Annotated in this window: 14 protein-coding genes; 7 read left to right on the top strand and 7 right to left on the bottom strand. The window is 62.7% G+C overall.

Annotated features, from left to right (window positions below; genetic code table 11):
• Nucleotides 1-9: 9 nt before the first annotated feature.
• Nucleotides 10-1,740, bottom strand: coding sequence for an N-acyl-D-amino-acid deacylase family protein (locus tag ACYVGS_RS14460; protein ID WP_460589382.1), 1,731 nt, complete (start codon nt 1,738-1,740; stop codon nt 10-12).
• Nucleotides 1,741-1,913: 173 nt separating this feature from the next.
• On the opposite strand from ACYVGS_RS14460, the gene trxC reads away from it, so the two are divergent.
• Nucleotides 1,914-2,363, top strand: coding sequence for a thioredoxin TrxC (gene trxC / locus ACYVGS_RS14465; protein ID WP_460589383.1), 450 nt, complete (start codon nt 1,914-1,916; stop codon nt 2,361-2,363).
• A 69-nt stretch (nt 2,364-2,432) separates the two neighbouring features.
• Here the strand turns inward: trxC and ACYVGS_RS14470 are convergent, their stop codons facing one another.
• Nucleotides 2,433-2,900: a hypothetical protein gene (locus tag ACYVGS_RS14470; RefSeq protein ID WP_460589384.1), complete on the bottom strand. Its 468-nt coding sequence runs from the start codon at nt 2,898-2,900 to the stop codon at nt 2,433-2,435.
• A 263-nt stretch (nt 2,901-3,163) separates the two neighbouring features.
• Here ACYVGS_RS14470 and ACYVGS_RS14475 point away from each other — a divergent pair, with 263 nt between their 5' ends.
• Together ACYVGS_RS14475 and ACYVGS_RS14480 are read left to right on the top strand one after the other, a co-directional pair.
• On the top strand, nt 3,164-4,669 hold the full coding sequence (locus ACYVGS_RS14475; protein ID WP_460589385.1) for a C69 family dipeptidase: 1,506 nt from the start codon (nt 3,164-3,166) through the stop codon (nt 4,667-4,669).
• Nucleotides 4,666-6,360, top strand: a complete 1,695-nt coding sequence (locus tag ACYVGS_RS14480) for a tetratricopeptide repeat-containing sulfotransferase family protein (protein WP_460589386.1) — start codon at nt 4,666-4,668, stop codon at nt 6,358-6,360. Before ACYVGS_RS14475 ends, ACYVGS_RS14480 begins: the two co-directional genes overlap by 4 nt.
• Here the strand turns inward: ACYVGS_RS14480 and ACYVGS_RS14485 are convergent.
• Together ACYVGS_RS14485 and ACYVGS_RS14490 are read right to left on the bottom strand one after the other, a co-directional pair.
• Nucleotides 6,348-7,787, bottom strand: coding sequence for a C69 family dipeptidase (locus ACYVGS_RS14485; protein WP_460589387.1), 1,440 nt, complete (start codon nt 7,785-7,787; stop codon nt 6,348-6,350). The genes ACYVGS_RS14480 and ACYVGS_RS14485 overlap by 13 nt on opposite strands.
• A gap of 66 nt (nt 7,788-7,853) precedes the next feature.
• The gene (locus tag ACYVGS_RS14490) at nt 7,854-9,965 is read right to left on the bottom strand and encodes a TonB-dependent siderophore receptor (protein WP_460589388.1); all 2,112 of its coding nucleotides are present in this window, start codon (nt 9,963-9,965) and stop codon (nt 7,854-7,856) included.
• A gap of 636 nt (nt 9,966-10,601) precedes the next feature.
• On the opposite strand from ACYVGS_RS14490, the gene ACYVGS_RS14495 reads away from it, so the two are divergent.
• On the top strand, nt 10,602-12,173 hold the full coding sequence (locus ACYVGS_RS14495) for a sulfotransferase (RefSeq protein WP_460589389.1): 1,572 nt from the start codon (nt 10,602-10,604) through the stop codon (nt 12,171-12,173).
• 22 nt (nt 12,174-12,195) lie between these two features.
• Here the strand turns inward: ACYVGS_RS14495 and ACYVGS_RS14500 are convergent, their stop codons facing one another.
• Nucleotides 12,196-14,505: a heavy metal translocating P-type ATPase gene (locus tag ACYVGS_RS14500; RefSeq protein WP_460589390.1), complete on the bottom strand. Its 2,310-nt coding sequence runs from the start codon at nt 14,503-14,505 to the stop codon at nt 12,196-12,198.
• Between the two features lie 406 nt (nt 14,506-14,911).
• On the opposite strand from ACYVGS_RS14500, the gene ACYVGS_RS14505 reads away from it, so the two are divergent.
• A complete protein-coding gene (locus ACYVGS_RS14505; RefSeq protein ID WP_460589391.1) occupies nt 14,912-16,633 on the top strand; it encodes an N-acyl-D-amino-acid deacylase family protein in 1,722 nt (573 codons plus the stop codon).
• On the opposite strand, the gene ACYVGS_RS14510 is transcribed toward ACYVGS_RS14505, so the two are convergent.
• Together ACYVGS_RS14510 and ACYVGS_RS14515 are read right to left on the bottom strand one after the other, a co-directional pair.
• On the bottom strand, nt 16,621-18,126 hold the full coding sequence (locus ACYVGS_RS14510) for an FAD-dependent oxidoreductase (protein WP_460589392.1): 1,506 nt from the start codon (nt 18,124-18,126) through the stop codon (nt 16,621-16,623). The two genes, ACYVGS_RS14505 and ACYVGS_RS14510, sit on opposite strands and share 13 nt — an antisense overlap.
• Nucleotides 18,127-18,210: 84 nt before the next feature.
• Nucleotides 18,211-18,966, bottom strand: coding sequence for an SDR family NAD(P)-dependent oxidoreductase (locus ACYVGS_RS14515; protein WP_460589393.1), 756 nt, complete (start codon nt 18,964-18,966; stop codon nt 18,211-18,213).
• Between the two features lie 153 nt (nt 18,967-19,119).
• Here ACYVGS_RS14515 and ACYVGS_RS14520 point away from each other — a divergent pair, with 153 nt between their 5' ends.
• Nucleotides 19,120-20,367, top strand: coding sequence for an HD-GYP domain-containing protein (locus ACYVGS_RS14520; protein ID WP_460589394.1), 1,248 nt, complete (start codon nt 19,120-19,122; stop codon nt 20,365-20,367).
• Between the two features lie 127 nt (nt 20,368-20,494).
• Entirely contained in the window at nt 20,495-21,724 is a 1,230-nt protein-coding gene (locus ACYVGS_RS14525; RefSeq protein ID WP_460589450.1) for an HD-GYP domain-containing protein, read from the top strand.

A 21,724-nucleotide genomic window follows, 5' to 3' on the forward strand; every position in this document is an offset into this window, starting at 1 on the left:
GTCATTCTCTCAGTGAAGGCCCGCCTGGGCACCGGCACGCACCAGCCGCCCGGGCAGCGCCCCGGTGGGCACCCCGTTTTCCATGACCACCTGTCCGGACACCAGTGTAAAGCGATACCCAGTCGCCCCCTGAAAGACCCGACGGCCTCCTGCTGGCAGATCGTAGACAACCTGCGGTGAATCGACTCCCAGCGTCTCCAGGTCAATCACGTTGATATCGGCTTTCATCCCCGGCTCCAGGGTGCCGCGGTCGCTCAAACCCATGCAGCGGGCGGTATCCCGAGTATGCATGCGCACGGCCGTCTCCAGCTCCAGGCGCGGCCCGCGCTGCCGGTCCCGTACCAGGTAACTGAGCAGCCAGGTGGGAATGCTGGCGTCCGACAGCACACCGCAGTGGGCGCCGGTGTCAGCCAGGCTGATCACGGAAGATTCGTCCGTCAGCATCTCGATCTGGCGGTCCAGATTGCGGCGATCATAGCCAAATAGCGGGCAATAGAGCATGCGCTTGCCGTCATTCTCCAACAGGGCGTCGTAGGCGAACTGCGCGGGACTGACCCCCGCCTGCCGCGCACGCTGGGCGATGCTGTCCTGTTCGCCAGGCTCGTAGTCCGGCAGGTCATCCAGGACATACAGGTTGTCAAAACCGTTGGCGATCCGGTCCATGATCTCGTGATCCAGGTGCGGTGGCACCTCCTCGACGATTGCCCTGCGCACCGCCGGGTCCCTGAGCTTGCTCAGGCGAGTGGCCGGGTCCAGTTCCGCCAGCGCAGCAAACGACTGGTGGAACATGAAGGGGTTCACGGTACCCTCCCAGCTCATCAGGATGTTCACCGGACGGGCACCGACATGGGGAATCAGACGCGCGCCCTCGGCTTGGGCCTCCTTGACGTACTGCAGTTGCTGCAGCACCCGCGGCCAGTCCGCTTCGCTGCGATAGAACAAGACGAAATTGACCTGACACTGATTCTCTATGGACAACTGCTTCATCCAGTCCATTTCCTGGCGCCAGTCGGCAAAGTCGGACACCAGACCGTAAATGCCCCGGCCGGTTTCGCCAAGTACCCGGCCAATGCCCAGCAGCTCACTGGCATCCGCGTAGGTGCCCGGCATCACCTCACCGTTGCGGGTCATGTGAAGCTGGGTTCGCGAGGTGGTGAAGCCCACGGCCCCCGCCTGCAGGCCTTCGCGCACAATCGCCGCCATGCGCGCCACGTCCTCCTCGCTGGCAGCTTCGTTGTTGACGCCGCGCTCACCCATCACATAGGTACGTACCGCACAGTGGGGTACCTGGGCGCCAATATCGATGGCCCGCGGCATACACTCGAGGAAATCCAGGTATTCGGGGAAGCTCTCCCACTGCCAGTCAATCCCCTCGGAAAGCGCTGCTCCCGGGATATCCTCCACGTCCTCCATGACTTCGATCATGCGCTGACGCTCGCCGGCATCGGGCTTGCAGGGAGCAAAGCCCACACCGCAGTTGCCCATGACCAGGGTCGTAATGCCGTGGACCGAGGCGGGACTGCAGTAGGGGTCCCAGGTTGCCTGGCCGTCCATGTGAGAGTGTGTATCGACCCAGCCAGGCGTCACCAGGCAGCCCCCGGCATCAATGACACGATCTGCGCCCTCCTTGATGTCACCCACTGCCGCGATGACACCGTCCTGGATCGCGATACTGCCCGAAAATGCCTTGCGGCCCGTACCGTCGACTATTTGCCCGTTGCGAATGACCAGATCGTACACTGCCTGCCCCTTTAGACTTATGCTTATTAGTCTGGCCAGCATAGCCCATGCTGGGGCCTTCGCAAAAGCGCCGGCGGGAGGCTCACGGAAAACGTACCGTCGACTCGCGGGTTGGGGGTAATCTATAGTCACCTTGAGCCATCAAGCAGAGTACCCACGGGATCCCATCGACCATGACCACCGCAGAACATCGCCTGCAAACCCTGTGCCCCCATTGCGGCACATGGAACCGCGTTAACCGCAGCCGTCTGGAGGAACGCCCCAAATGCGGCCGCTGTCACCAGCCGCTGTTTACCGGGGCACCACTGCCCGCGGATGACGCGCTTTTCGAGCGCTTGCTGGCAAACGAAGAACTCCCCATGGTGGTGGATTTCTGGGCCGAATGGTGTGGCCCCTGCCGGATGATGGCCCCGGTTTTTGCCGAAGCCGCGGCCCATGTGGAACCCCGGGCCCGCTTCGTCAAGGTGGATACCGAACAGGCCCAGCGGACCGCTGCGCGATTCGCCATTCGCAGCATTCCGACCCTTGCGATCTTTCACCGCGGCAAAGTCATCAGCCAGCAGGCCGGCGCCCTGCCCCGACAGCAGTTTCTCGCCTGGGTGGAACACAACCTGCCCGATTGAGGTGAACTTTTCAGTTCCGCGGGCAGCCAGGGCAGTGGCGTCCCTGGCGGCAACGAGGCAAACCGATCCTCAGTGCAGCGCACTGGAACCGGAGTAACGCGGTGGCACCACCGCCGCGGCACGCGGCGCCAGCTCTGAGTGCGCCGGTGGTGCACCCGCCTCAAGCAAGCGCTGGCAGCACTGCAGCACAGCCTGACGGGGGGCGCCACTGGCCATGGCCCAGTCCAGCCTCGCCATGCAGCCACCCACCAGGCCGCTGACGAGGCCGGCATCCCCCAGCTCCAGCAGCAGCGCACGCAACAGAATCGCCGACTCTGTGAAACGCCGAAGATCCACCTCGCCCTGCTGGGCGTGGTCGCGAATCAGTATTTCAGCCGCCTCCAGCGCACTGCCGGCAGCATTGATCGCCTGCTCCAGGCGGTCTTCCGCGGAAAACGCCAGGGCCTTGTCATAACTCATGATCCAGGTGCCGCGGGCTCGGGTGGCGCTGCGTTCCAGCAGCGCGCGGTGGTGTTGGCAGAGAAAACGCAGTCGCATGATGGGCCTCCTGTTATCGATGCAGGGCTCAATTTAATGCGAATAGTTCTCACTTGCAATAGCTGGCAAGAGATTCCGGTTTCCGTAGTGGCGCCAATCTGGCTGCGCTAGGAAAAGCCCCCTGCCAATTGGCCTGCCCCCTTCCACGATCATCTCGTCAAGCAAGCAGACCCAAATGGCCGAAAACTCGTCCGCGCTGACGAAATGGTAAGATGTTGCTTTTCTTGTTCCAGGAGGTCCTTTTGTTACGGCAACTCTTATACATGCTGAGCCCAGTACTTCTCGCCCTGACCCTCCCCGCCTCATCCTCTTTTGCCAGCTATGCCTTCTATGTCGGCAGCGAACTCACCGCCGACGGCAGCGTATTACTGGGGGGAACCGGCGAAGAGCCCTCGAGTCACTGGCTGCAGATCGCACCGCGGGGACAACATGGCGCCAATGCCGTCATCACCGTGGGCGCCACGGAACGCGCCGACCTGCCAGCGCGACTGTCGACGATTCCCCAGGTGGCCGAGACTGCCCGCTACATCACCATGAATTATTCCAGCTATGCCGGTTTCCCCGCTCCCATTACCAATGGCGGCCTCAACGAGCACCAGGTTGCCGTGCGCGACGTGTGGTCGCCATCACGCGACGAGCTGGTGGCCATGACCCCGGCGCAACAGACGGGCCCCAATTACAGCGACCTGGCGCGGATTGCCCTCGAGCGTGCCGAAACTGCCCGCGAGGCGGTAACAATCATTGGCGACCTGATTGATCGCTACGGCTACACCACCTACGGCGGCAACTCCCACCTTATCGCCGACAGCAGCGAGGGCTGGGTGGTGCTCGAGTTTGCGGGTGGCCAGGGGCTGTGGGTAGCCGAACGACTCGGTCCGGACGACGTGCGAGTCAGCTACCCGGGATACATCGGCGACATTCCCGCAGACTACGCCGACCACCCGGACTACATGGGCTCAGACAACCTGATTGATTTCGCTGTCGAACGTGGCTGGTATGACCCCGAAGCCGGCGAGCCATTCAATGTGGACCGGGTCTACGGTATGGGTGGAATCATGCGCCACCCCGGCACCAAATTCCTTTCCCCTGCCACCGTTGAGGCGGAACTGCGTGCCATGGCGCCAGTCACCGTGGCCGACATGATGGCCATGGTGCGCGACCCACGCATCGCTGACGATCACGCCGGTTACGGACAAGTGGCCCACCTGCGTCCCGAGCTGCCACATCCTGAGCTGGGCCTGCTGTGGGTGGCCCCAACCGGTTCGGTCACGGCGCCCTTCATCCCCTGGTGGATCGGAGTACAGTCCGTGCCCCCCGAATACGGCGAACACCGCTATCTGACCGAGAACGCGGGGCCGACCTTCCTTAACCCGGCATTTCAACTTCAGGAAGCCACGGAATTTGCCGGCCGCGTGTTCAAACGCCTGATGTACTACACCTGCGCCCATCCCGAAGAGCAATTAGAACGGGTACAGTCCACCCTCACCGCATTCGAAGCCGGTATGCTGTCCCGGGTACCGCGACTGGAGGCGACCGCCATGCTGGCCTTTGATCAGGACCCCGCCCTGGCCCGTGAACTGCTGACCGATTACAGCCATGCGCGCGCCGCCGAGGCCTTGAACCTTGGCCGCGACTTGGTCGCCGGCATTGGCGCAGAGATTCGTGTGCGGCACGGTGTCCCGGCACCCGCGGCAAAAGAGGACATCAATGCCGGCGGGACATCCATCAATTGTCTCGTCGGAGCCAACCCCGACCGGCCTCAGTCATGAACCGGGAGGCTATGGAAAACGCGCTGCGCCAGGGGCTGTCACGGCAGCGCGCCGGAGACTTGGCCAGCGCCGCGCGCTGGTATGAGAGCGTGTTGCAGCAGGCGCCAGAGCAGGTTACCGCGCTGCACTACCTGGGCCTGACTCGATTCCAGCAGGGACAGCTGTCAAGCGCAGAAAATTTACTGCGGCGAGCCCTGGCACAGCGGACAGACAACGCCAACGCCTGGAGCGACCTGGGCATGGTGCTGCTGCGTCGCGGTCAGCCCGAAGCCTCCATTGAGGCCTTCAGCAAGGCTCTGAGCCTCGCTCCCGACCATCCCGATGCCCTGCACAACAAGGCTCAGGCCCTGCGTCAGCTGGGCCGTTTCGACCAGGCTCGGCCCTTGCTGGAACACCTGCTCACCCTGAAGCCCAAATCCGCATCGGCGCGCTACCTGCTGGCCAACGTGCAGCACCGGGCCAATGACCTCGACGCCGCCATCCCCGCTTACCGCGAAGCGCTGCGCCTGGCCCCCGGGGACAAGCGTATCCGTCTCGGCCTCGGTGACGCACTGGAATCCTCCGGACAGTTCAGCGAGGCTCGGGAACACTACGATGCCGTACTCGCAGCTGACCCGGACAGCCCCCTGGCACTGGCCAGACTCCTCCAGATGCGCGACCGCGAGCCAGCAAGGGAACAGGTAAGGCGAGCAGAAACCCTGGCGGACAACCCGGCCACTCCAGAGGACGGCCGGGTGCGCCTGAACATTGGGCTGGGCTACTACCACGATCGCCAGCAACAGTTCGAAACCGCTTTTCAACGACTGCAGGCGGGATACGAAGTGCTTGCACGACGCGCCCCCTTTGACAGTGACGGCTATTCCCGTGCCGTGGATAAACTGATTGAGGCCCTGCCCAAGAGCTTCTTCGAAAGCGCCCCGAATTCCGGGCTGGACAGCGAGCGTCCCATCTTCATTGTCGGGATGCCCCGCTCTGGCACCACCCTGACCGAACAAATCCTGGCCAGCCACAGCCAGGTCGCAGCGGGTGGAGAGCTATCGTCGCTACTCAAGGTGAGCTATCGCATCGGCGAACTTTCGGCCAGTGGAAAGCCCTATCCGGCGGGTCTACGCAGCGTCGCACCGCCGGACCTGCGCAGCCTGGCCGAGGATTATTTGCGTCAACTCGACCGCGTTGCCCCGCAAGCAGCAAGGGTAACCGACAAGTTGCCCTTCAATTTCATGCACCTCGGGGTAATCGCGCTGCTGTTTCCGCGCGCGCGCATTATCCACTGCCATCGACACCCGCTAGATAATTGCGTGTCCTGCTATTTCACCAGCTTCGCCGACCAGATTCGCTTCGCCAACCGACTGGATACCCTGGGGCGCTACTATGTCGAATATCACCGGCTGATGACACACTGGAAGCAGGCCTTGCCACTGGAGATCTTCGATCTGCGCTACGAGGACCTGGTGACAAATACCGAAGATCGCATTCGCGCACTGCTGGGCCACTGCGACCTGCCCTTTGAGGACAGCTGCCTGCGCTTTTACCAGACAGAGCGCGGCGTACGCACTCCCAGTCGCTGGCAGGTGCGGCAACCAATCTATGCAAAGTCGGTGGGGCGCTGGCGCAACTACCAGCAACAGCTGGCTCCGCTGGCAGAGATACTGGCCCCCGTGCTGGGGGCCGAAGAGAATCAGCGAGGCTGACAGTTCACGTAGGGACCATTGCGGGTGCTGATGGTGCGACTGTCCAGCGGCGCGCGATACCCGACCAGCAGCCGGTGGCGGGCCTCGATACTGGCGAGCAGTGCCTGGCCCAACTCCAGGGCCTCTTCTGCTCGCTCAGTGCTGTAAGCGTCGAACACCTCACCGGCCATACCCGGTTCACCCGCCTGGTAAAGTGCAAGTGCCCGTGCTTCGACCCCTGGCTGGTCGAGGATACTGGCGTTTTCGAATGCCGCCAGGGCCTCGGTGACTTCCGCTAGAAAACGCTCCGGCGCGTCGCAGGTATAGTACATCAGACGCTTGAATACACGACCGGCGAACAGGGATGCCTCCTGTATCGCGAAGTCCGGCGTCACAAAACGCGTGGCTTCGCCCTTGGTCAGGTAACGGTGCTTACCGTACTCCGGCAACACCTCACTGCCACCGATCCAGTAAGGCACGAAGGGCGCGGTGATGGAACCTGTGGGCGCAACCCACAACACCTGCAGCGATTCGTGTGGCAGCTGCTGACGGATATGTGCCACCTGGCCGTAGCCATTGGTATCCAGGGATACCAGGGGGTCGCGCACAGCGGCCATCATATCGCGCAGACTGACGCCACCCGCGGCGCCCTGATCCATCAGACGCTTCTCGATAATCTTTACCGTATCCGACCGCCCCTCACCGTTGCCGTATATCGCGTTGACATTAAACGGGGCACCGGAATCCGGGTCGTACCAGCCCTGTTCAACCGCAAAATCAATGAAGTTGTCTGACCCCATGTAATCCGGGCTATCCTGGAAATCCAGGGGGATTTCCAATACATAGCCGGGATAGGACATGCGAACGTCATCCGGTCCAAGGCGCTCGGCGATCCACAGCCCCTGACCACCGGCGAAATTGATCACCACCCAGGCCTCTTCGGCATCGGCAAACAGGTGTGAGTTGCCACCGTAAGTGGAGTAGCCGAACTCATCCATCAGCCCGCCGATGATCTCCACCGCTTCCCGTGCGGTGCGCGCACGCTCCACGGCGATGCGCGAGAGATCACTGTAATTCGGCCCAGTCTGGGGGTTGGGCGTCATCGCTGCCAGCTCCGGCCGCGAAGGCGACCAGATATCCCGAACCGCGAGACCGTGCTCGTTGAGGCCGCCATTGGTCAATGGTGGCGGGAAGCCCTCGTAGTCGGAGTAACTCATGGTAATGTATTTGGCAGTCTGCCGGGCCTGGGGGATGTCGATGAACTGGCCAGGGTAAGTGGCCTTCTCATCGACACCGACACGGATGGTCTCGCCCTCCGGATAGGAACGGCGCGGCACGATCTCCAGCCAGTGGCTGGAGACCTCGTCCCCGGTACCGCCGAGCAATACGCTGCCATCGGTCGTCAGATTGCGACCGACGTAGATACCGTAGCTAGCCAGAGCATTCACTGCAGGGACTGCCAACAGCAGACACAACACGGTTTGACGTAACAGCTTCACAATAAACCCCCCTGCTTATTCAAAGTTGTAGCGGACGCCGAAGCTCATGCGCTGTTGATCGATGAACATGACGCCATAGCCGGGGTTGCCCTGCTTGGCCACCAGGATGTCTTCGTCGAAGATGTTGTGCCAGTTGAAGGACAAGGTAAGGTTCTGCCAGTTCCCGAAAGGCGGTACATACGAGGCGTGGAGATCCACTCGCTCGTAGCCACCGTCCACCAGGGAGCCAAAACGGTCGACATTACTGGTGCCTTCGATAAAGGAGTAATCGTCGCTGTACTTGTAAGTCGCCCCCACACGCAAACCATTGACCGGCCCCTCGAGGAACTCGTAGCTGGTAGTCAATGCCGCGGCGTGCTCCGGCGTGGTCCTGGGCGGTGTGGAGCTGGAGTTGTTGGGGTTGATGATCTCCGCGTCGGTCCAGGCATAGTTGGCCGCCAGGTTCCAGCCGGGCAGGATCTCGCCGACTATCTCGAACTCGAGGCCGGTAGTTTCCTGAGCACCTTCGAGCACGGTGCTACCAAAGCCACCGAAGGATCCCAGGAAGGAGCTGGAGACTTCGATATTGGTGATCTCGTAGTCATACAGGGCGAGCGAGCTGCCAATCGCGCCACCCAGCCATTCGGTCTTGATACCGATCTCGTGCTGCTCCATTTCCTGGGGCGCACTGACAGTGCGGCCGTCGCCGTCAGTGAAGGTCTGCGGCTCGAAGCCTTCGCTGTAGCTATAGTAGAGATTGGCATCATCCAGACTGCCCCAGTCGCGGAACAGGTTGTAGGTTGCGCCGAACTTGAAAACAGTCTCCTGGAAGCCGACATCGGTCACATCATCGGGCGTGTTTTCACCGCGGTTGATGGGAATGCGAGTTCTGGTTTCATTGTCCTGATACAGCACACCGGCGAGTACATCCAGACGATCAGTGATGTTAAACAGCATCTGGAAGCTCAGCTTCAGATCCTCGGTTTCCTCCTGAGTGAGCTGACGCACGCCGAGAATCTCCTCGCGGTCACCCTCGATGGGACGGAAGGGAGAACCATCAGAGAACACCGGGCCGGTACTCGGGTCATAGACATCGTCACCATACATATCGATGGTGCCGTAACCCTGGAAGGAAGAGTTCAGCAGCTCGAAACGATCCGGATCGACATTGTCACTGTACTCCAGCGCGGCGAAGACCTGATGCTCGCGGCCGAACAGTTCAATATCCGCACCCAGGCTCTGGTTGAAGGTCAGTTCCTCGCCATCCTGTTCGATATCGTAGGAATAAATATAGATCTCATCGTCGCCGAGGGAATAGGCACCAAAAGGACCGAACGGATAGAAGTACTCCAGGTCCTCGTCATAGCGGTTCCAGGCCAGCTTGCTCTCGCTTCGGATACCATTGGCGAATTCATGCTCGAGCTCCAAGATCGCGAAATCGATATCCAGCGTATCCTTGGACTGGTCCGGGTGGGAGAAATACCACTCTTCCGGATCTGCATCCGGAAGGCTGAGGCTGCCATCCGGGTTCTCCACCACGGCGCCACCGTCCCACGGATCCATATTGCGCGACTGGTGGAAGTAACTGAAACGCAGAGTGCTGGTGGTAGCGATATCCCACTCCAAAGAGCCCAGGACCACCGATTGGTAGTTGGGGAAATCTTCGCCGGCTATATCCAGCGGCAGTCCAAACTCCCGATACCTGCCGGCCAGACGGCCGGCTACCGTTCCGGCTTCGTTGAGCGGCCCGGTGACATCGACAAAGACCTCGCTGGTGTCGTAACTACCCACTTCACCACCGACTTCCAGGGCAAAAACACGCTCGGGCTTTTTCAGGATAGAGTTGATTTCACCGCCAAAAGAGCCTGTAACACCGTAGATCGCAGTCGCCGGCCCGCGAACAATTTCCAATCTTTCCAGCGCATAGGAGTCAACTGACGTCAGGTCGTTGCCCAACAGTATCTCGTTGACACGCTGAGTGCTGTTAAACACACCGCGCATGACAATCTGTTCCAGACCAAAGCCAAAACCGGAGCGCTGGACGCCGGGCACCAGGTCTGTCGCTTCATAAGCTGACTTGGCATTGATGGTTTTCAGCATTTCGTCCGTGATGACAGATACCGCCTGAGGAGTATCAACCAGCGACATCTGCAGACCCGTAGCGCTGTCTTGATCCTGCGGGCGATACTGCTTTGCCACACCGCGAACAACTACCTCCTCCATACGCGATGCAGGTGCCATGGCGATATCGGCGGACTGGGCTACAGAGGCAGGCGACTGGGTAACAGCCAGGCCTGCAGACGCCAAAATCGTGTGCAAATAAAGGGGTTTGCGTTGCGGGGTAAATTTGGACATAGGAGGGCTCATCACTCTTTGCTGAGTTTAATCGGGACGGAGTTCAATCGGGCAACGGCATCAGCGTTTGGCACGCCAAAGCACCCGTTCCATCAGTGGAATACCGGCGGATCCACAATCCAGCAGAATAAAGGCAGTAGATCCGGGAGGCAGTAGAGGCAAGCAGTCGTTGGATCTTATCGATAGACTGTCTTACTCACTACGGTGGGTCAGCAGCAACCTGCGCCAACCGAGTTCGTCAGAGGAACTATGATATCAAAATACGGTCCCGCTGTCGATTTGCGCGCAAAAGCGCCTCGTCGCGCAGCAGCTGAAATACGTGGAGCGCGGCAGTTTCCGCGGCAATTAGCACGGTTTTCTGGGACAATCCTGGCACGTAGACAACTCGCGTGGTGACAGTCGAGGATGCTTTCGCACGATTATAGCTTGATGCAGCAAGCCAGCGAACTTGATCAGCAGGGGCGCGTCGGGGATGCAATGTCGCTACTCGAAAAGCGTCTGTCGTCCGCGAATGCACCGAGGGAATTGTGTCTGCTGCTGGCGAAAATTGCCGCGCGTCACAACTCACCCCAACGGGAGGCCAGGGCTCTGGCTCACACCCTGTCGACAGCCAGTCAGCCACGGGAAGCACCGCTTCTGGGCCGGCTAGGCACGCTGCTCTTGAACCTGGGCGACACACTCGGTGCTGCTCGCGCCTTTTCCCGCGCAACGCAGTTGCAACCTCAGGAATTTGCTGCCTGGCAAGGGCTGGCCAAAGCCGCGCTTGCGCGCCAGGACGTGGCCACTGCTGAACAAGTATCAGTACGCCTGATGGCGCAATTCCCGGAGCAGGTTTTTTCCCATCTGCTAGCGGGCCACCTGGCCAAAGCCCGTGGCGACGCAGGCGCTGCGCAGCACCATTACCAACGGGCACTGAAACTGGAAACCCATTGCGGCGAAGCACTTTACGGCCTGGTGGATCTGGATACACCCGCCGCCGATAGTCCACTCGCAATCCGGGCAAAACAGCTGGCACATCACGCCGCTGCCGTGGCAAACCGTATCAATGGCGCCTTTGCTTTCGCACGTATCCTCGACCACGCCGGACAATATGCTGACGCCATGCACTACTTCCAGCGAGCCAATAATCTGGCACTGGAGGATCTCGCATTGCGCGGCGTGCGCCATGACCCTGGCAGGCTCTCGGCACGCATCGAATCCATTCGGCGTCTCTACCCGACCTCGCTCGCGACAGCTGCATCGACGGAATCAGCCCCCTGCCCTTTGTTCATTGTGGGCTTGCCGCGTTCGGGAACCACGTTGGTGGAGGGCATTCTGGGCGGGCACCCACAGGTCCAGGCCGGCGGCGAACTGCCCTTCCTGCAGGAATGCGAGCGACATTTTATGCACTGCCGCCATCAGGCGGGACTCAACGGACCGATCAACCCCGCGAGCGAGACGGACGCACGACTGCTGCATGCGGCCCGGCTTCGCTACCGGGAAGCCCTGGGCTCCCGCACGCAGGCAACGACCGGGTGGATCGTGGACAAGCTACCTGCCAACTTCCAGAGCCTGGGCTTCCTCAGGCTGCTGTTCCCACAAGCACCCGTCGTGCACGTAGTTCGGGATCTGCGCGCAACTGCCTTTTCCCTGTACTGCTCAAACTTCGCAGGGCACGAGCCCTACTATCACAGCCTGCAAGGCCTGCTGGACTACTGCTCGTACTACCTCGAGGTAATGCATCACTGGCAGAGCCGGATACCCGGCATGGTCGAGGTAAGCTATGAAAGACTCGTCACATCCCCCGAGGAGGTCATTCCAGCGCTATTAAGAGCCGTGGGCCCGGGCACCACGTACCCTGGCTGCAGCGCCCCCCATCGCAACGTCGGCACGGTACTGACTGCCAGCCACGCACAGGTGCGTCAGCCGATCCACACCGGCGCCATTGACCACTGGCGCCACTATGAGCCCTGGCTTGGCCCGCTCTCCTCACTGGCAAAGCCGCCCTTGTCCCGCGATTGAGGAGAGGCAAAACGCACAATGCTCAGCTGTCCCTCCATCTCAAGCGCAGTGCATTACCCACCACGGAAACCGAGCTCAGGCTCATGGCCAGCGCGGCGATCATGGGCGACAGCAACAGGCCGGTGAAGGGATAGGCCAACCCCGCCGCAACCGGCACCCCGATACTGTTGTAGAGAAAGGCAAATACCAGGTTCTGACGCATGTTGATCACGGTTTCCCGTGACAGGTGGATAGCCCGCTCGATACCACCCAGGTCTCCCTTGACCAGGGTCACCTGGGCGCTGTTCAGGGCCACATCGGTGCCGGTTCCCATGGCAATGCCAACATCCGCTCTAGCCAGGGCGGGTGCATCGTTAATGCCATCCCCTGCCATGGCGACCGCGCAGCCTTCCCCCTGCAGTCGCTCCACCAGGGCCAGTTTGGCGTCCGGCTTGACTCCGCCGTGCACCTCGTGAATACCGAGTTCCCGAGCTACGGCTCGGGCTGTGAGCTCGCCATCTCCCGTCGCCATGACAATGCGCAAACCCGCGGCCCGCAGTGCCTTGATGGCGTCGTGCGTGGTCGCCTTGATCGGGTCTGCCACCGCCAGGGCGCCAGCCAACCTGCCGCCGACCGCCAGGAACATCACCGTGGCACCGCGCTCTCGCAGGGCATTGGCCTGCTCATCCAGGGCCGTGGCGTCCACTCCCTGCTCCTGCATAAGCGCCAGGTTGCCCAGGGCAAGAGGCTGACCGCCGACCCGCCCCGTCACACCAATACCGGACCCGGACTCGAAATCGTCGGCAGCTTCCAAGGTCAGTTGGCGCTCGCGTGCCGCCGCGACAATCGCATGGGCCAGCGGGTGCTCACTGCCCTGATCCAGACTGGCAGCCAGTCGCAACACCTCGTCATCGTCCCAGCCTTCCGCAGCGACCACCTGGCGAAAAGCCGGGCGCCCTTCAGTGAGCGTCCCGGTCTTGTCCACCACCAGCGTATCGACCTTACGCAGCGCCTCGATGGCGGCGGCATCGCGGAACAGGACGCCCCGCGTCGCGCCCTTGCCGGTCGCTACCATGATCGACATCGGCGTGGCCAGGCCGAGTGCGCAGGGACAGGCAATGATCAGCACCGCCACTGCATTGACCAGACCATAGACCCAGCTCGGCGACGGCCCCCAGATGCCCCAGGCAAAAAAGGTGAGCAGGGCAATCGCGACCACCGCCACCACGAAATAGGCTGCAACCGCATCCGCCAATCGCTGCATGGGTGCCCGGGAGCGCTGCGCCTGGGCGACCAGCTGCACGATCTGCGCGAGGGTGGTGTCCTCTCCCACCTGGACGGCCTCGACCACCAGGCTGCCGCTGGTATTCATGGTGGCACCAATCACCTGATCGCCGGGCTGCTTGCTGACCGGCAGCGGTTCGCCTGTCAGCATCGACTCATCCACCGCGGAGCGCCCCTCGATCACCTGGGCGTCCACGGGCACACGCTCTCCGGGCCGCACCCGCAGGCGGTCACCGACTCGAATGTCGGCCACGGGCACATCGTCCTCATCGCCATTGTCAGCGATGCGCCGAGCCCGTTCCGGGGCCAGCTGCAGCAGGGAGCGCAGAGCATCCGAGGTACGTGAGCGCGCCTTGAGCTCGAGAAACTGCCCAAGCAGGGTCAGGGTGATGATCATCACCGCGGCCTCGAAATACACCGCAACCCGGCCATCCTGGATGAAACTCGCGGGGAACCAGCCGGGGATCAGAGTGGCCGCCACACTGTAGAGCCAGGCCGCCCCGGTACCCAGCCCAATCAGGGTCCACATGTTGGGACTGCGATTGCGCAGGGACTGCCAGCCGCGCTGGAAAAAGGGCAGCCCGCAGTACAACACCACCGGCAGGCTGAGCAGCAACTCCACCCAGTCCTGCATGGCCCGGGGCATCCAGTCCCGACCGTGCCCGAACATCGCCAGCATGAACACGGCGGCGGTAAAGGGCAGGCTCAGATAAAAGCGGCGGCGAAAGTCGACCAGCTCGGGGCTTTCTTCCTCCTCCAGGGAGGGGGCCTCCGGTTCCAGGGCCATGCCGCACTTGGGGCAGTCACCCGGTCCCCGCTGACGGACCTCGGGATGCATGGGACAGGTGAACCAGACCGACTCATCGCCAGGCTGGCTCTCCCGGTGCCGGCCCGCCAGGTAGTGTTCCGGGTCGGCGGCGAATTTGCCGCGACAGCCGGCACTGCAGAAGTACCAGTCCTTCCCGGCATACTGCCAGTGATGCGGTGAAGCCGGGGTCACCGACATGCCGCATACGGGGTCCCGCAAATCACCGCCGTCACTGGCTTTGCACGTGTGCTCAGTGGTCATGCACCTGTCCTCCATCGACGTTCTAATCAGACTGCGAGTCGTCCGGAGCTTGCGACTCAATCAAATGACAGACCGAATTCCCGTTTGGTGACCGATCCGGCATCTCCCGCCAGCTTTCCATGGCGCTCTCCATGCGGTCGCAGAGGGCCTGCAACTCGGCGATTATCATTCTGACACCCTTCGCTTGACGAAGCCTTGAAACACCGTGAGTGTAAAACCGTGGTCCTACCCCAGGGTCAAGTGCATCCTGCGCCCTGGGCAACAGACAGTCCAGCCGGACCGCTTTCAGGGCGCAAATCCACACCTGGTCAAGATGCTTGAACAGCGCGACTGGACGCCCCGGAGGTCTTGCCCCTACCCTCACTGTATAACAACCGACGTCCTATGCCTCAGGGAGAGCGCTTGCATGACAGAGACCATTGACCTGGTGATTCGCAACGGGCGAATTGTCGACGGCAGCGGCGCGCCCGCCTTCGAGGCCGATATCGCCATCGACAAGGGCCGCATCATCGCAATTGGCGGGGAACTGGCGCAGCGTGGCCGCGAGGAAATCGACGCCAGCGGCCAGCTGGTCACCCCGGGCTTCGTCGACATCCATACTCACTACGACGGCCAGGTGACCTGGAGCAATAGTATTACCCCCTCCTCCGCCCACGGCGTCACCACGGTGCTGATGGGCAACTGTGGCGTGGGTTTCGCACCGTGCCGACCCGCCGACCGGGAAAGCCTGGTCAGCCTGATGGAGGGCGTGGAAGACCTGCCCGAAGTGGTCCTGACCACCGGCCTGCCCTGGGCCTGGGAGAGCTTCCCGGAGTACCTGGATTTTCTTGAACAGCGGCAGTACGACGCCGATATCGCCACCCAGCTGCCCCACGCCGCCCTGCGGGTGTTCGCCATGGGCCAGCGGGCGGTGGAGCGGGAGCCCGCCACCCCGGCGGACTGCGCCCGCATGGCGGAACTCGCCGCCGAGGCAGTGGAAGCCGGCGCCCTGGGTTTTGCCACCTCGCGCACCATCAACCACCGCGCCAGCGATGGCAAGTTGATCTTCACCCTGGACGCGGCCGAAGAGGAGTTGATTGCCATCGGCAGGGGACTGCAGGAACGGGGCAAGGGCGTGCTGCAGCTGGTGTCGGACTTCAGCGATGTGGACCAGGAACTGGGCATGCTGCGCCGCGTCGCAGAGCAGACGACAAGGCCGATGTCACTTTCGGTCATGCAGTGGCACAACGCGCCGGAAAAGTGGCGCGCTGTATTCGACTGGATGGAGGAGTGTCAGCGCGAGGGACTGGCCGTCACCGGGCAGGTCAGCGGCCGACCCGTGGGCATCCTGATGGGCTTCGAGGTCAGCTTCAACCCCTTCAGCTATACCCCCACCTTCAAGTCCCTGCAGGCGCTGTCCCTGGAAGAGCGTCGCCGCGCCCTGCGTGACCCGGACATTCGCCAGCGCATCATCGGTGAAACCCCCGAGCCCTCGGATTTCCCCGGCGAAATGTTGCTGCGCTGCTGGGACCTGATGTACCCGCTCGGCGAAAACCCCGACTACGAGCCGGATGCGGAGAACAAGGTCAGCGCCATCGCCGCCCGCCGCGGTGTCAGCCCGGAGGAGTGCGCCTATGACCTGATGCTGGAGCAGGACGGCCAGGCAGTGATCATGCTACCGGTGGTCAATTTCGCCGACGGCACCCTGAATGCCGCCCTGTCCATGCTGCGCCACCCACACAGCATTTTTGGTCTGGGGGACGGCGGCGCCCACCTCGGTTTCCTCTGCGATGCCAGTCTGCCCACCCACCTGCTGACCTACTGGGTACGCGACCGTGAAAAAGGGGAACGTCTGGACCTGGAGGAGGCCATCCGCGGCCTGACCCACGATACGGCGCGCGCCGTGGGCCTCAATGATCGCGGCCTGCTCAAGTCGGGCTACCGAGCGGACATCAATATCATCGACTTCGACCAGTTAACCCTGCTGCCACCACGGGTGCACTACGACCTGCCTGCCGGCGGCCGGCGGGTACACCAGGGCGCTCTAGGCTATACAGCAACCCTGGTCAACGGCACGGTTGTCCAGCACAACGGCGAAGCGACCGGGGCCCTGCCCGGCCGCCTGGTGCGGGGAGCTCAGGCCGCCTGATCCGAGTCGCTGTCAGCGGCGGGGCGGGCTGCCACGGTGCGGCCCGCCAGCCGCCCGAAGAAACTGCCATCCCCCAATGAAATCCCGGAGCTGTAGCCCTCACCCCAGCGGGGCAGGCCACAGGTGGTGCGACCGGCCGCATAGAGGCCGGGTACCGGCTGGCCGTCCACGTCCAGCACTTCGCCAGTCGGCTGGGTAGTCAATCCGCCCAGGGTAAAGCCGGTAGCGGGGTAGTCCTCCGGGCAGAAACTCAGCGCCGCGAAGGGCGGCTCCACCAGGGGCTGCATCCACTGTGTGTGCTTGTGGAAGAGCGGGTCCTCCCCGGCCTCCGCATAGGCGTTATAGCGCTCAACGGTGTGAACCAGTTCCCCGGCGGGCAGGCCGAGATCGGTCTCGACCTCTTCCCAGCTTTCCCCTACCGCGGCGATGTCGATGTCCGGGCGGAAATCCGGACGCGCAAAGATCGCGTTGTCCATCAGTAGCCAGGCGCGCCCCTCGGGCTGACGCAGGATGTAACGACAAATGCGGCCGTGGTAGGCATCCTCGTTGATGAAGCGCTGACCGCGCTGGTTGACGAAAATGCCGCGCACCATGTTGTCCGGCGGGAATAGCGGCTTGGTGGCAAAGAACTCGTGCATGTGCGAGACCGCGCCGCCCACCGACATCCCCATGCGAATGCCCGAACCGTCGTCGTTGCCGCCAGTTGTGGGTACCTCGGCGGCCACCAGGGCCTCCGGCGCGAAGCGACGCAGCATCTCCTGGTTGCAGATGAAGCCCCCGGCGCACAGGATCACGCCCTTGCGGGCACGAATGAAGCGCGGTTTGCCGTCGATGCGAGCGACCAGGCCCTGCACGGCATTGTCCGTATCCGCCACCAGGGATAGCGCGCGGGCATTGAACTCGGCCCTGACGCCCAGGCCCAGGGCGCGTTCGGCGAGAAGATCCATGATCACCTTGCCCGCCCCCATGCCCTCCATTTGCGCGGCATGCCCCCGCGGCGCCGGTTTGGCCACGGCGGAGAAGGGCCAGGCCATTTCGCTGCCGGACCAGATCAGGGTGTCATCGGTCATCGGCTCCAGCCATTTACCGGGCAGAAAGGTTCCCTTGAAGGGAATGCCCTGCTCCTGCAGCCAGCGAAAGTGATCCAGGGCGCCTTCGGCATAGAGTCCCACACGTTCCTCATCCACCCCTGGCCCACCACTCAGGCGCAGGTAGCTGGCAAAATCTTCCGTGCTGTCCTCAAAACCCGCCGCCTGCTGTACCGGCGTGCCGCCACCACCGCCGAGGTAAAACTCGCCACCGGAGAGGGCAGCGCTGCCACCCCAGGTCGAGGCCACCTCCAGCACAGTGACACTGGCGCCAGCGCTGGCTGCCTCGATTGCCGCGCAGGCACCCGCTATACCGAAGCCAACCACTACGACGTCGGTTTCCGCATCCCAATGCGGCACATCCGCCAGTCGACAGGGCGTTCCAGGTGTGTAGGTCGCAGTCATGATCAGTTCCCGAGTTCAAAGTACAGATTCTGCCAGCGCCCAGGCGCTGACCAACAGGTAGGGGCGCGAAGCGCCCCTGGGCCATCAGCCGGAGACCGTGAAACCACCGTCGATGGGCAGCGTCTGGCCGGTAATCCAGCCGGCCTGGGCGCTGCTCAGGAAGAGCACGGCGCCGGCAATATCCTCCGGCTCCCCGAGACGCCCCAGTGGCGTACGCGCCAGGGTCGGCTGGGCCCACTCAGGGTTCTCGAACGTGGCGGCGGTCATGCGGCTGGCGGTCAGGCCCGCCGCAACGGCATTCACGCGTATCCCCAGTTTACCCCATTCCACGGCCAGGGCGCGGGTCATCCCCAGCAGCCCGGTCTTGGCTGCGCCGTAACCCGGCACGATGCCGATACCGAAATAGGAGCTCATCGAGGCGATGCCGACTATCGAAGCCCCGCCTTCGAGCTCACTGGCGGCAAGCAGGTCGCGGCAGCCGCGCGAGAGGCGGTAGGCTCCCACCAGGTGCATGTTCACGGCGCGCTGGAATACCTCCGGGTCGTACTCATCCAGGCCCAGGGAGGGCAGCGCCAGTCCGGCGTTGTTCACCAGGATATCCAGACCCTCGAGGCTCGCCGCCAGCGCGGCAATCTGCTCTGGCGACTCGATATCCAGTTCCGCATAGTGGTATCCGGAGAGATCGACCTCGTAGTCACTCGCACTTGCGCGTGTCCCGGTGATGATAACCTCCGCACCCGCAGCCCGGTAGGCGCCCGCAATGGCAGCCCCGATGCCACTGGTGCCACCGGTAACCAAGACCTTGGCCTGACTGAAATCGTAACGACTCTGGTTCCGCACCGGCACCTCCGCCTTCTGGCTATTTTAATGGGATTGCATTAAATCAGGTCTGCCTCAGGGGGGCAACACGCTTGCGCTTCTTCCCGCTGCCAAGCCGGCGGGGCAAACTGGTAGACTGTTGAAACCATTGGCTCGCCTCCCACGATTCCAAGCATGCTGGACACCCGAAAAGTTGCCACCGAGGACCTGCAGATCGGCATGTTCGTCAGTCGGCTCGACCGACCCTGGCTGGGCACGCCCTTTGCCATGCAGGGTTTTCGCATCGAAAACCGCGAGCAGATCGAGGAACTGCAGAAGCTCTGCAAGTATGTGCTGGTGGACAACGAACAGAGCGGCATGTCGCTCTCTCTGCCGAAAACCCGCAGCGCGCGGCAGCATCTACCCCTGGAAACCATCTTTTTTGACCGCTCGCTGAAGCCCTACCGCGACCAGACCGATTTCATTCAGGAGCATGCCGCCGCCAACCAGGCGATCGATGTCCTGACCGATGACCTGCAACAATCCTACGAGCGCGCGACCCGTGACAACCGGATCCACACAGTCATGCTGCGCCAGTCACTGGATCCCCTGCTGGGCAGCGTGGCGCGCAACCCCGACGCCAGCGTGTGGGTATCGCGCCTCAAGCGACACGACCGCTACACCTACCAGCGCGCGCTGAATACTGGCATCTGGGCCGTGGCACTGGGAAGGGAGCTCGGCCTGCCGAAGTCCGACCTGCGCTCGCTGGCCATGGGGGGCATGCTGCTGGACGTAGGCATGCTGTACGTCCCCAGTGATATCGCCAATGCCCAGCGCCCCCTGAGCCCGGACGAGGCAGAAGTGGTTCAGGCCCACATCGAGCACGGCCTGGAAATTGTCAGGGCCAGCGGCATCATGAACCGCGATGTACTCGACATGGTTGCCCACCACCACGAACGCTACAACGGTTCCGGCTACCCCCGCGGCCTGACCGAGGATCGCATCCCTACCTTCGCTCGCATTGCCGGCCTGGTGGACACCTACTCCGCCATCACCACCGACCGCGGCTACGCCAGCGCCCTCTCCCCGGCCGCGGCCATGCGCGCCCTCTACGACATGCGCGACATCGAGTTCCAGGCGGAACTAGTGGAGGCCTTCATCCGCGCTGTCGGCATCTATCCCGCCGGGACGCTGGTGGAACTCACGGATGGCAGTGTCGCCGTGGTCGTCGCCGAGTACCGGGCACACCGGTTGCGGCCGACGGTGCTGCGGCTGCTTGACGCCGGCAAACGCCGTCTGGAAAAGCCCGAGCTACTCAAACTCCAGGCCGACGGGTCCAGCTGGCGGCGCAAGTCGCTGCCCGGCATTCGGCGCAGCCTGGAGCCCGACGCCTTCGGCATTCAGCTTGAAGAGATCGATCTACACGAGTATTTCGGCATTTAATTGAAGAAATCCTGACTTTTTTGCAGTTTTTTGCTTCACCGCGCCTTGCGCGGCGCTATTCTTGAACCTAGGCAATTCCGCGCTCGGCACGGGGCTTGATGTCAGGACCATGCTAACTTCACTGAAAATGCCAACCAGCGACCTCGAAGTCGGAATGTTCGTCAGCGCACTGGACCGGCCCTGGCTGGATACGCCATTCATGATCCAGGGCTTCAGAATCGAAACCCGGGCGCAAATCGAGAGTCTGCGCGAACACTGCGAGTACGTGTTCATCGACACCCGGCAGAGCCGGCAACGGGTAGCACCCGTGCGCAAGGCCGCCTCCCACAGGCGCCAGCCTCTGGAACAGATCTTCCGCGATCGTCGACTGCAGTCCTATAACGACGAGGCAGCGTTCGACAAGGAGCAGCCCCGGGCGGCTGCCGCCCTGGAAGCCCTCTCCAGTGACATGGCAGCCATTTACGACAGCGCAGCCCGCGAGGGAAGGGTCGACCCGATTCGTCTGCGCAAGGCCGTCGAACCGTTGATCGACAGCGTCAGCCGCAATCCCGACGCCTGCCTCTGGATGGCCCGCCTGAAACACCACGACGAGGCCAGCTATGGTCAGTCTCTCAGCGCCGGCATCTGGTCGGTGGCCCTGGGACGGGAGCTCGGCATGTCCCGGCAGGACCTGCGCTCCATGGCCATGGGCGGCATGTTGATGGATATCGGCAAGCTGCATGTGGACGCCGAGATACTGCGCCGCCCGGAGCCGCTGGATACCGACGCAGCCGCGCTCATGCAAGCGCATGTACAACATGGGCTGCGCATTATCGAAAACAGTGGCATTATCAACCCCGACGTCATCAATATGGTGGCACACCACCACGAGCGCTGGGATGGCTCCGGCTATCCCGGCAGATTGAAAGCGGAGCAGATTCCCGCGGTCGGGCAGATGGCGGCCATCGTCGATACCTACAGTGCCCTGACCAGCCCACGCCACTATGCCTCAGCCCAGTCACCTTCAAGCGCGATTCGCACTCTCTACGAGGCCCGCAACACCGACTTCCAGGCGGAGTTGGTGGAAGCGTTTATTCGTGCCGTGGGGGTCTACCCCGCGGGTACCCTGGTGGAGCTCTCGTCGGGGGAGGTCGCAGTGGTCGTCAGCGAGTACCGTGTACGGCGCCTGCGCCCCAGGGTTCTGGCTTTGCTCAATGCCCACAAGGAGCCCCTGTCCAGCCCTCGCCCCGTCGACCTCCACGACAACGGCAAAGCTCGCCGGGAGCCGCCGCCTTCCATCCTGCGCAGCCTTGAGCCCGGCGCCTACGGTATCGACCTCGAAAGCCTCTCCCGTTATTCGGGTTTCGCCGCCGCCTGA

This window comes from Haliea atlantica (genome assembly GCF_054779855.1).

Bases quoted from the DNA above. Each gene is read 5' to 3' on its own strand.
- ACYVGS_RS14505 (WP_460589391.1), top strand. From the start codon at position 14,912: ATGACAGAGACCATTGACCTGGTGATTCGCAACGGGCGAATTGTCGAC.
- ACYVGS_RS14525 (WP_460589450.1), top strand. From the start codon at position 20,495: ATGCCAACCAGCGACCTCGAAGTCGGAATGTTCGTCAGCGCACTGGAC.
- ACYVGS_RS14490 (WP_460589388.1), bottom strand. From the start codon at position 9,965: ATGTCGCTGGTTGATACTCCTCAGGCGGTATCTGTCATCACGGACGAA.
- ACYVGS_RS14495 (WP_460589389.1), top strand. From the start codon at position 10,602: ATGCAGCAAGCCAGCGAACTTGATCAGCAGGGGCGCGTCGGGGATGCA.
- ACYVGS_RS14510 (WP_460589392.1), bottom strand. From the start codon at position 18,126: ATGACTGCGACCTACACACCTGGAACGCCCTGTCGACTGGCGGATGTG.
- ACYVGS_RS14500 (WP_460589390.1), bottom strand. From the start codon at position 14,505: ATGACCACTGAGCACACGTGCAAAGCCAGTGACGGCGGTGATTTGCGG.
- ACYVGS_RS14475 (WP_460589385.1), top strand. From the start codon at position 3,164: ATGCTGAGCCCAGTACTTCTCGCCCTGACCCTCCCCGCCTCATCCTCT.
- ACYVGS_RS14480 (WP_460589386.1), top strand. From the start codon at position 4,666: ATGAACCGGGAGGCTATGGAAAACGCGCTGCGCCAGGGGCTGTCACGG.
- ACYVGS_RS14520 (WP_460589394.1), top strand. From the start codon at position 19,120: ATGCTGGACACCCGAAAAGTTGCCACCGAGGACCTGCAGATCGGCATG.
- trxC (WP_460589383.1), top strand. From the start codon at position 1,914: ATGACCACCGCAGAACATCGCCTGCAAACCCTGTGCCCCCATTGCGGC.
- ACYVGS_RS14470 (WP_460589384.1), bottom strand. From the start codon at position 2,900: ATGCGACTGCGTTTTCTCTGCCAACACCACCGCGCGCTGCTGGAACGC.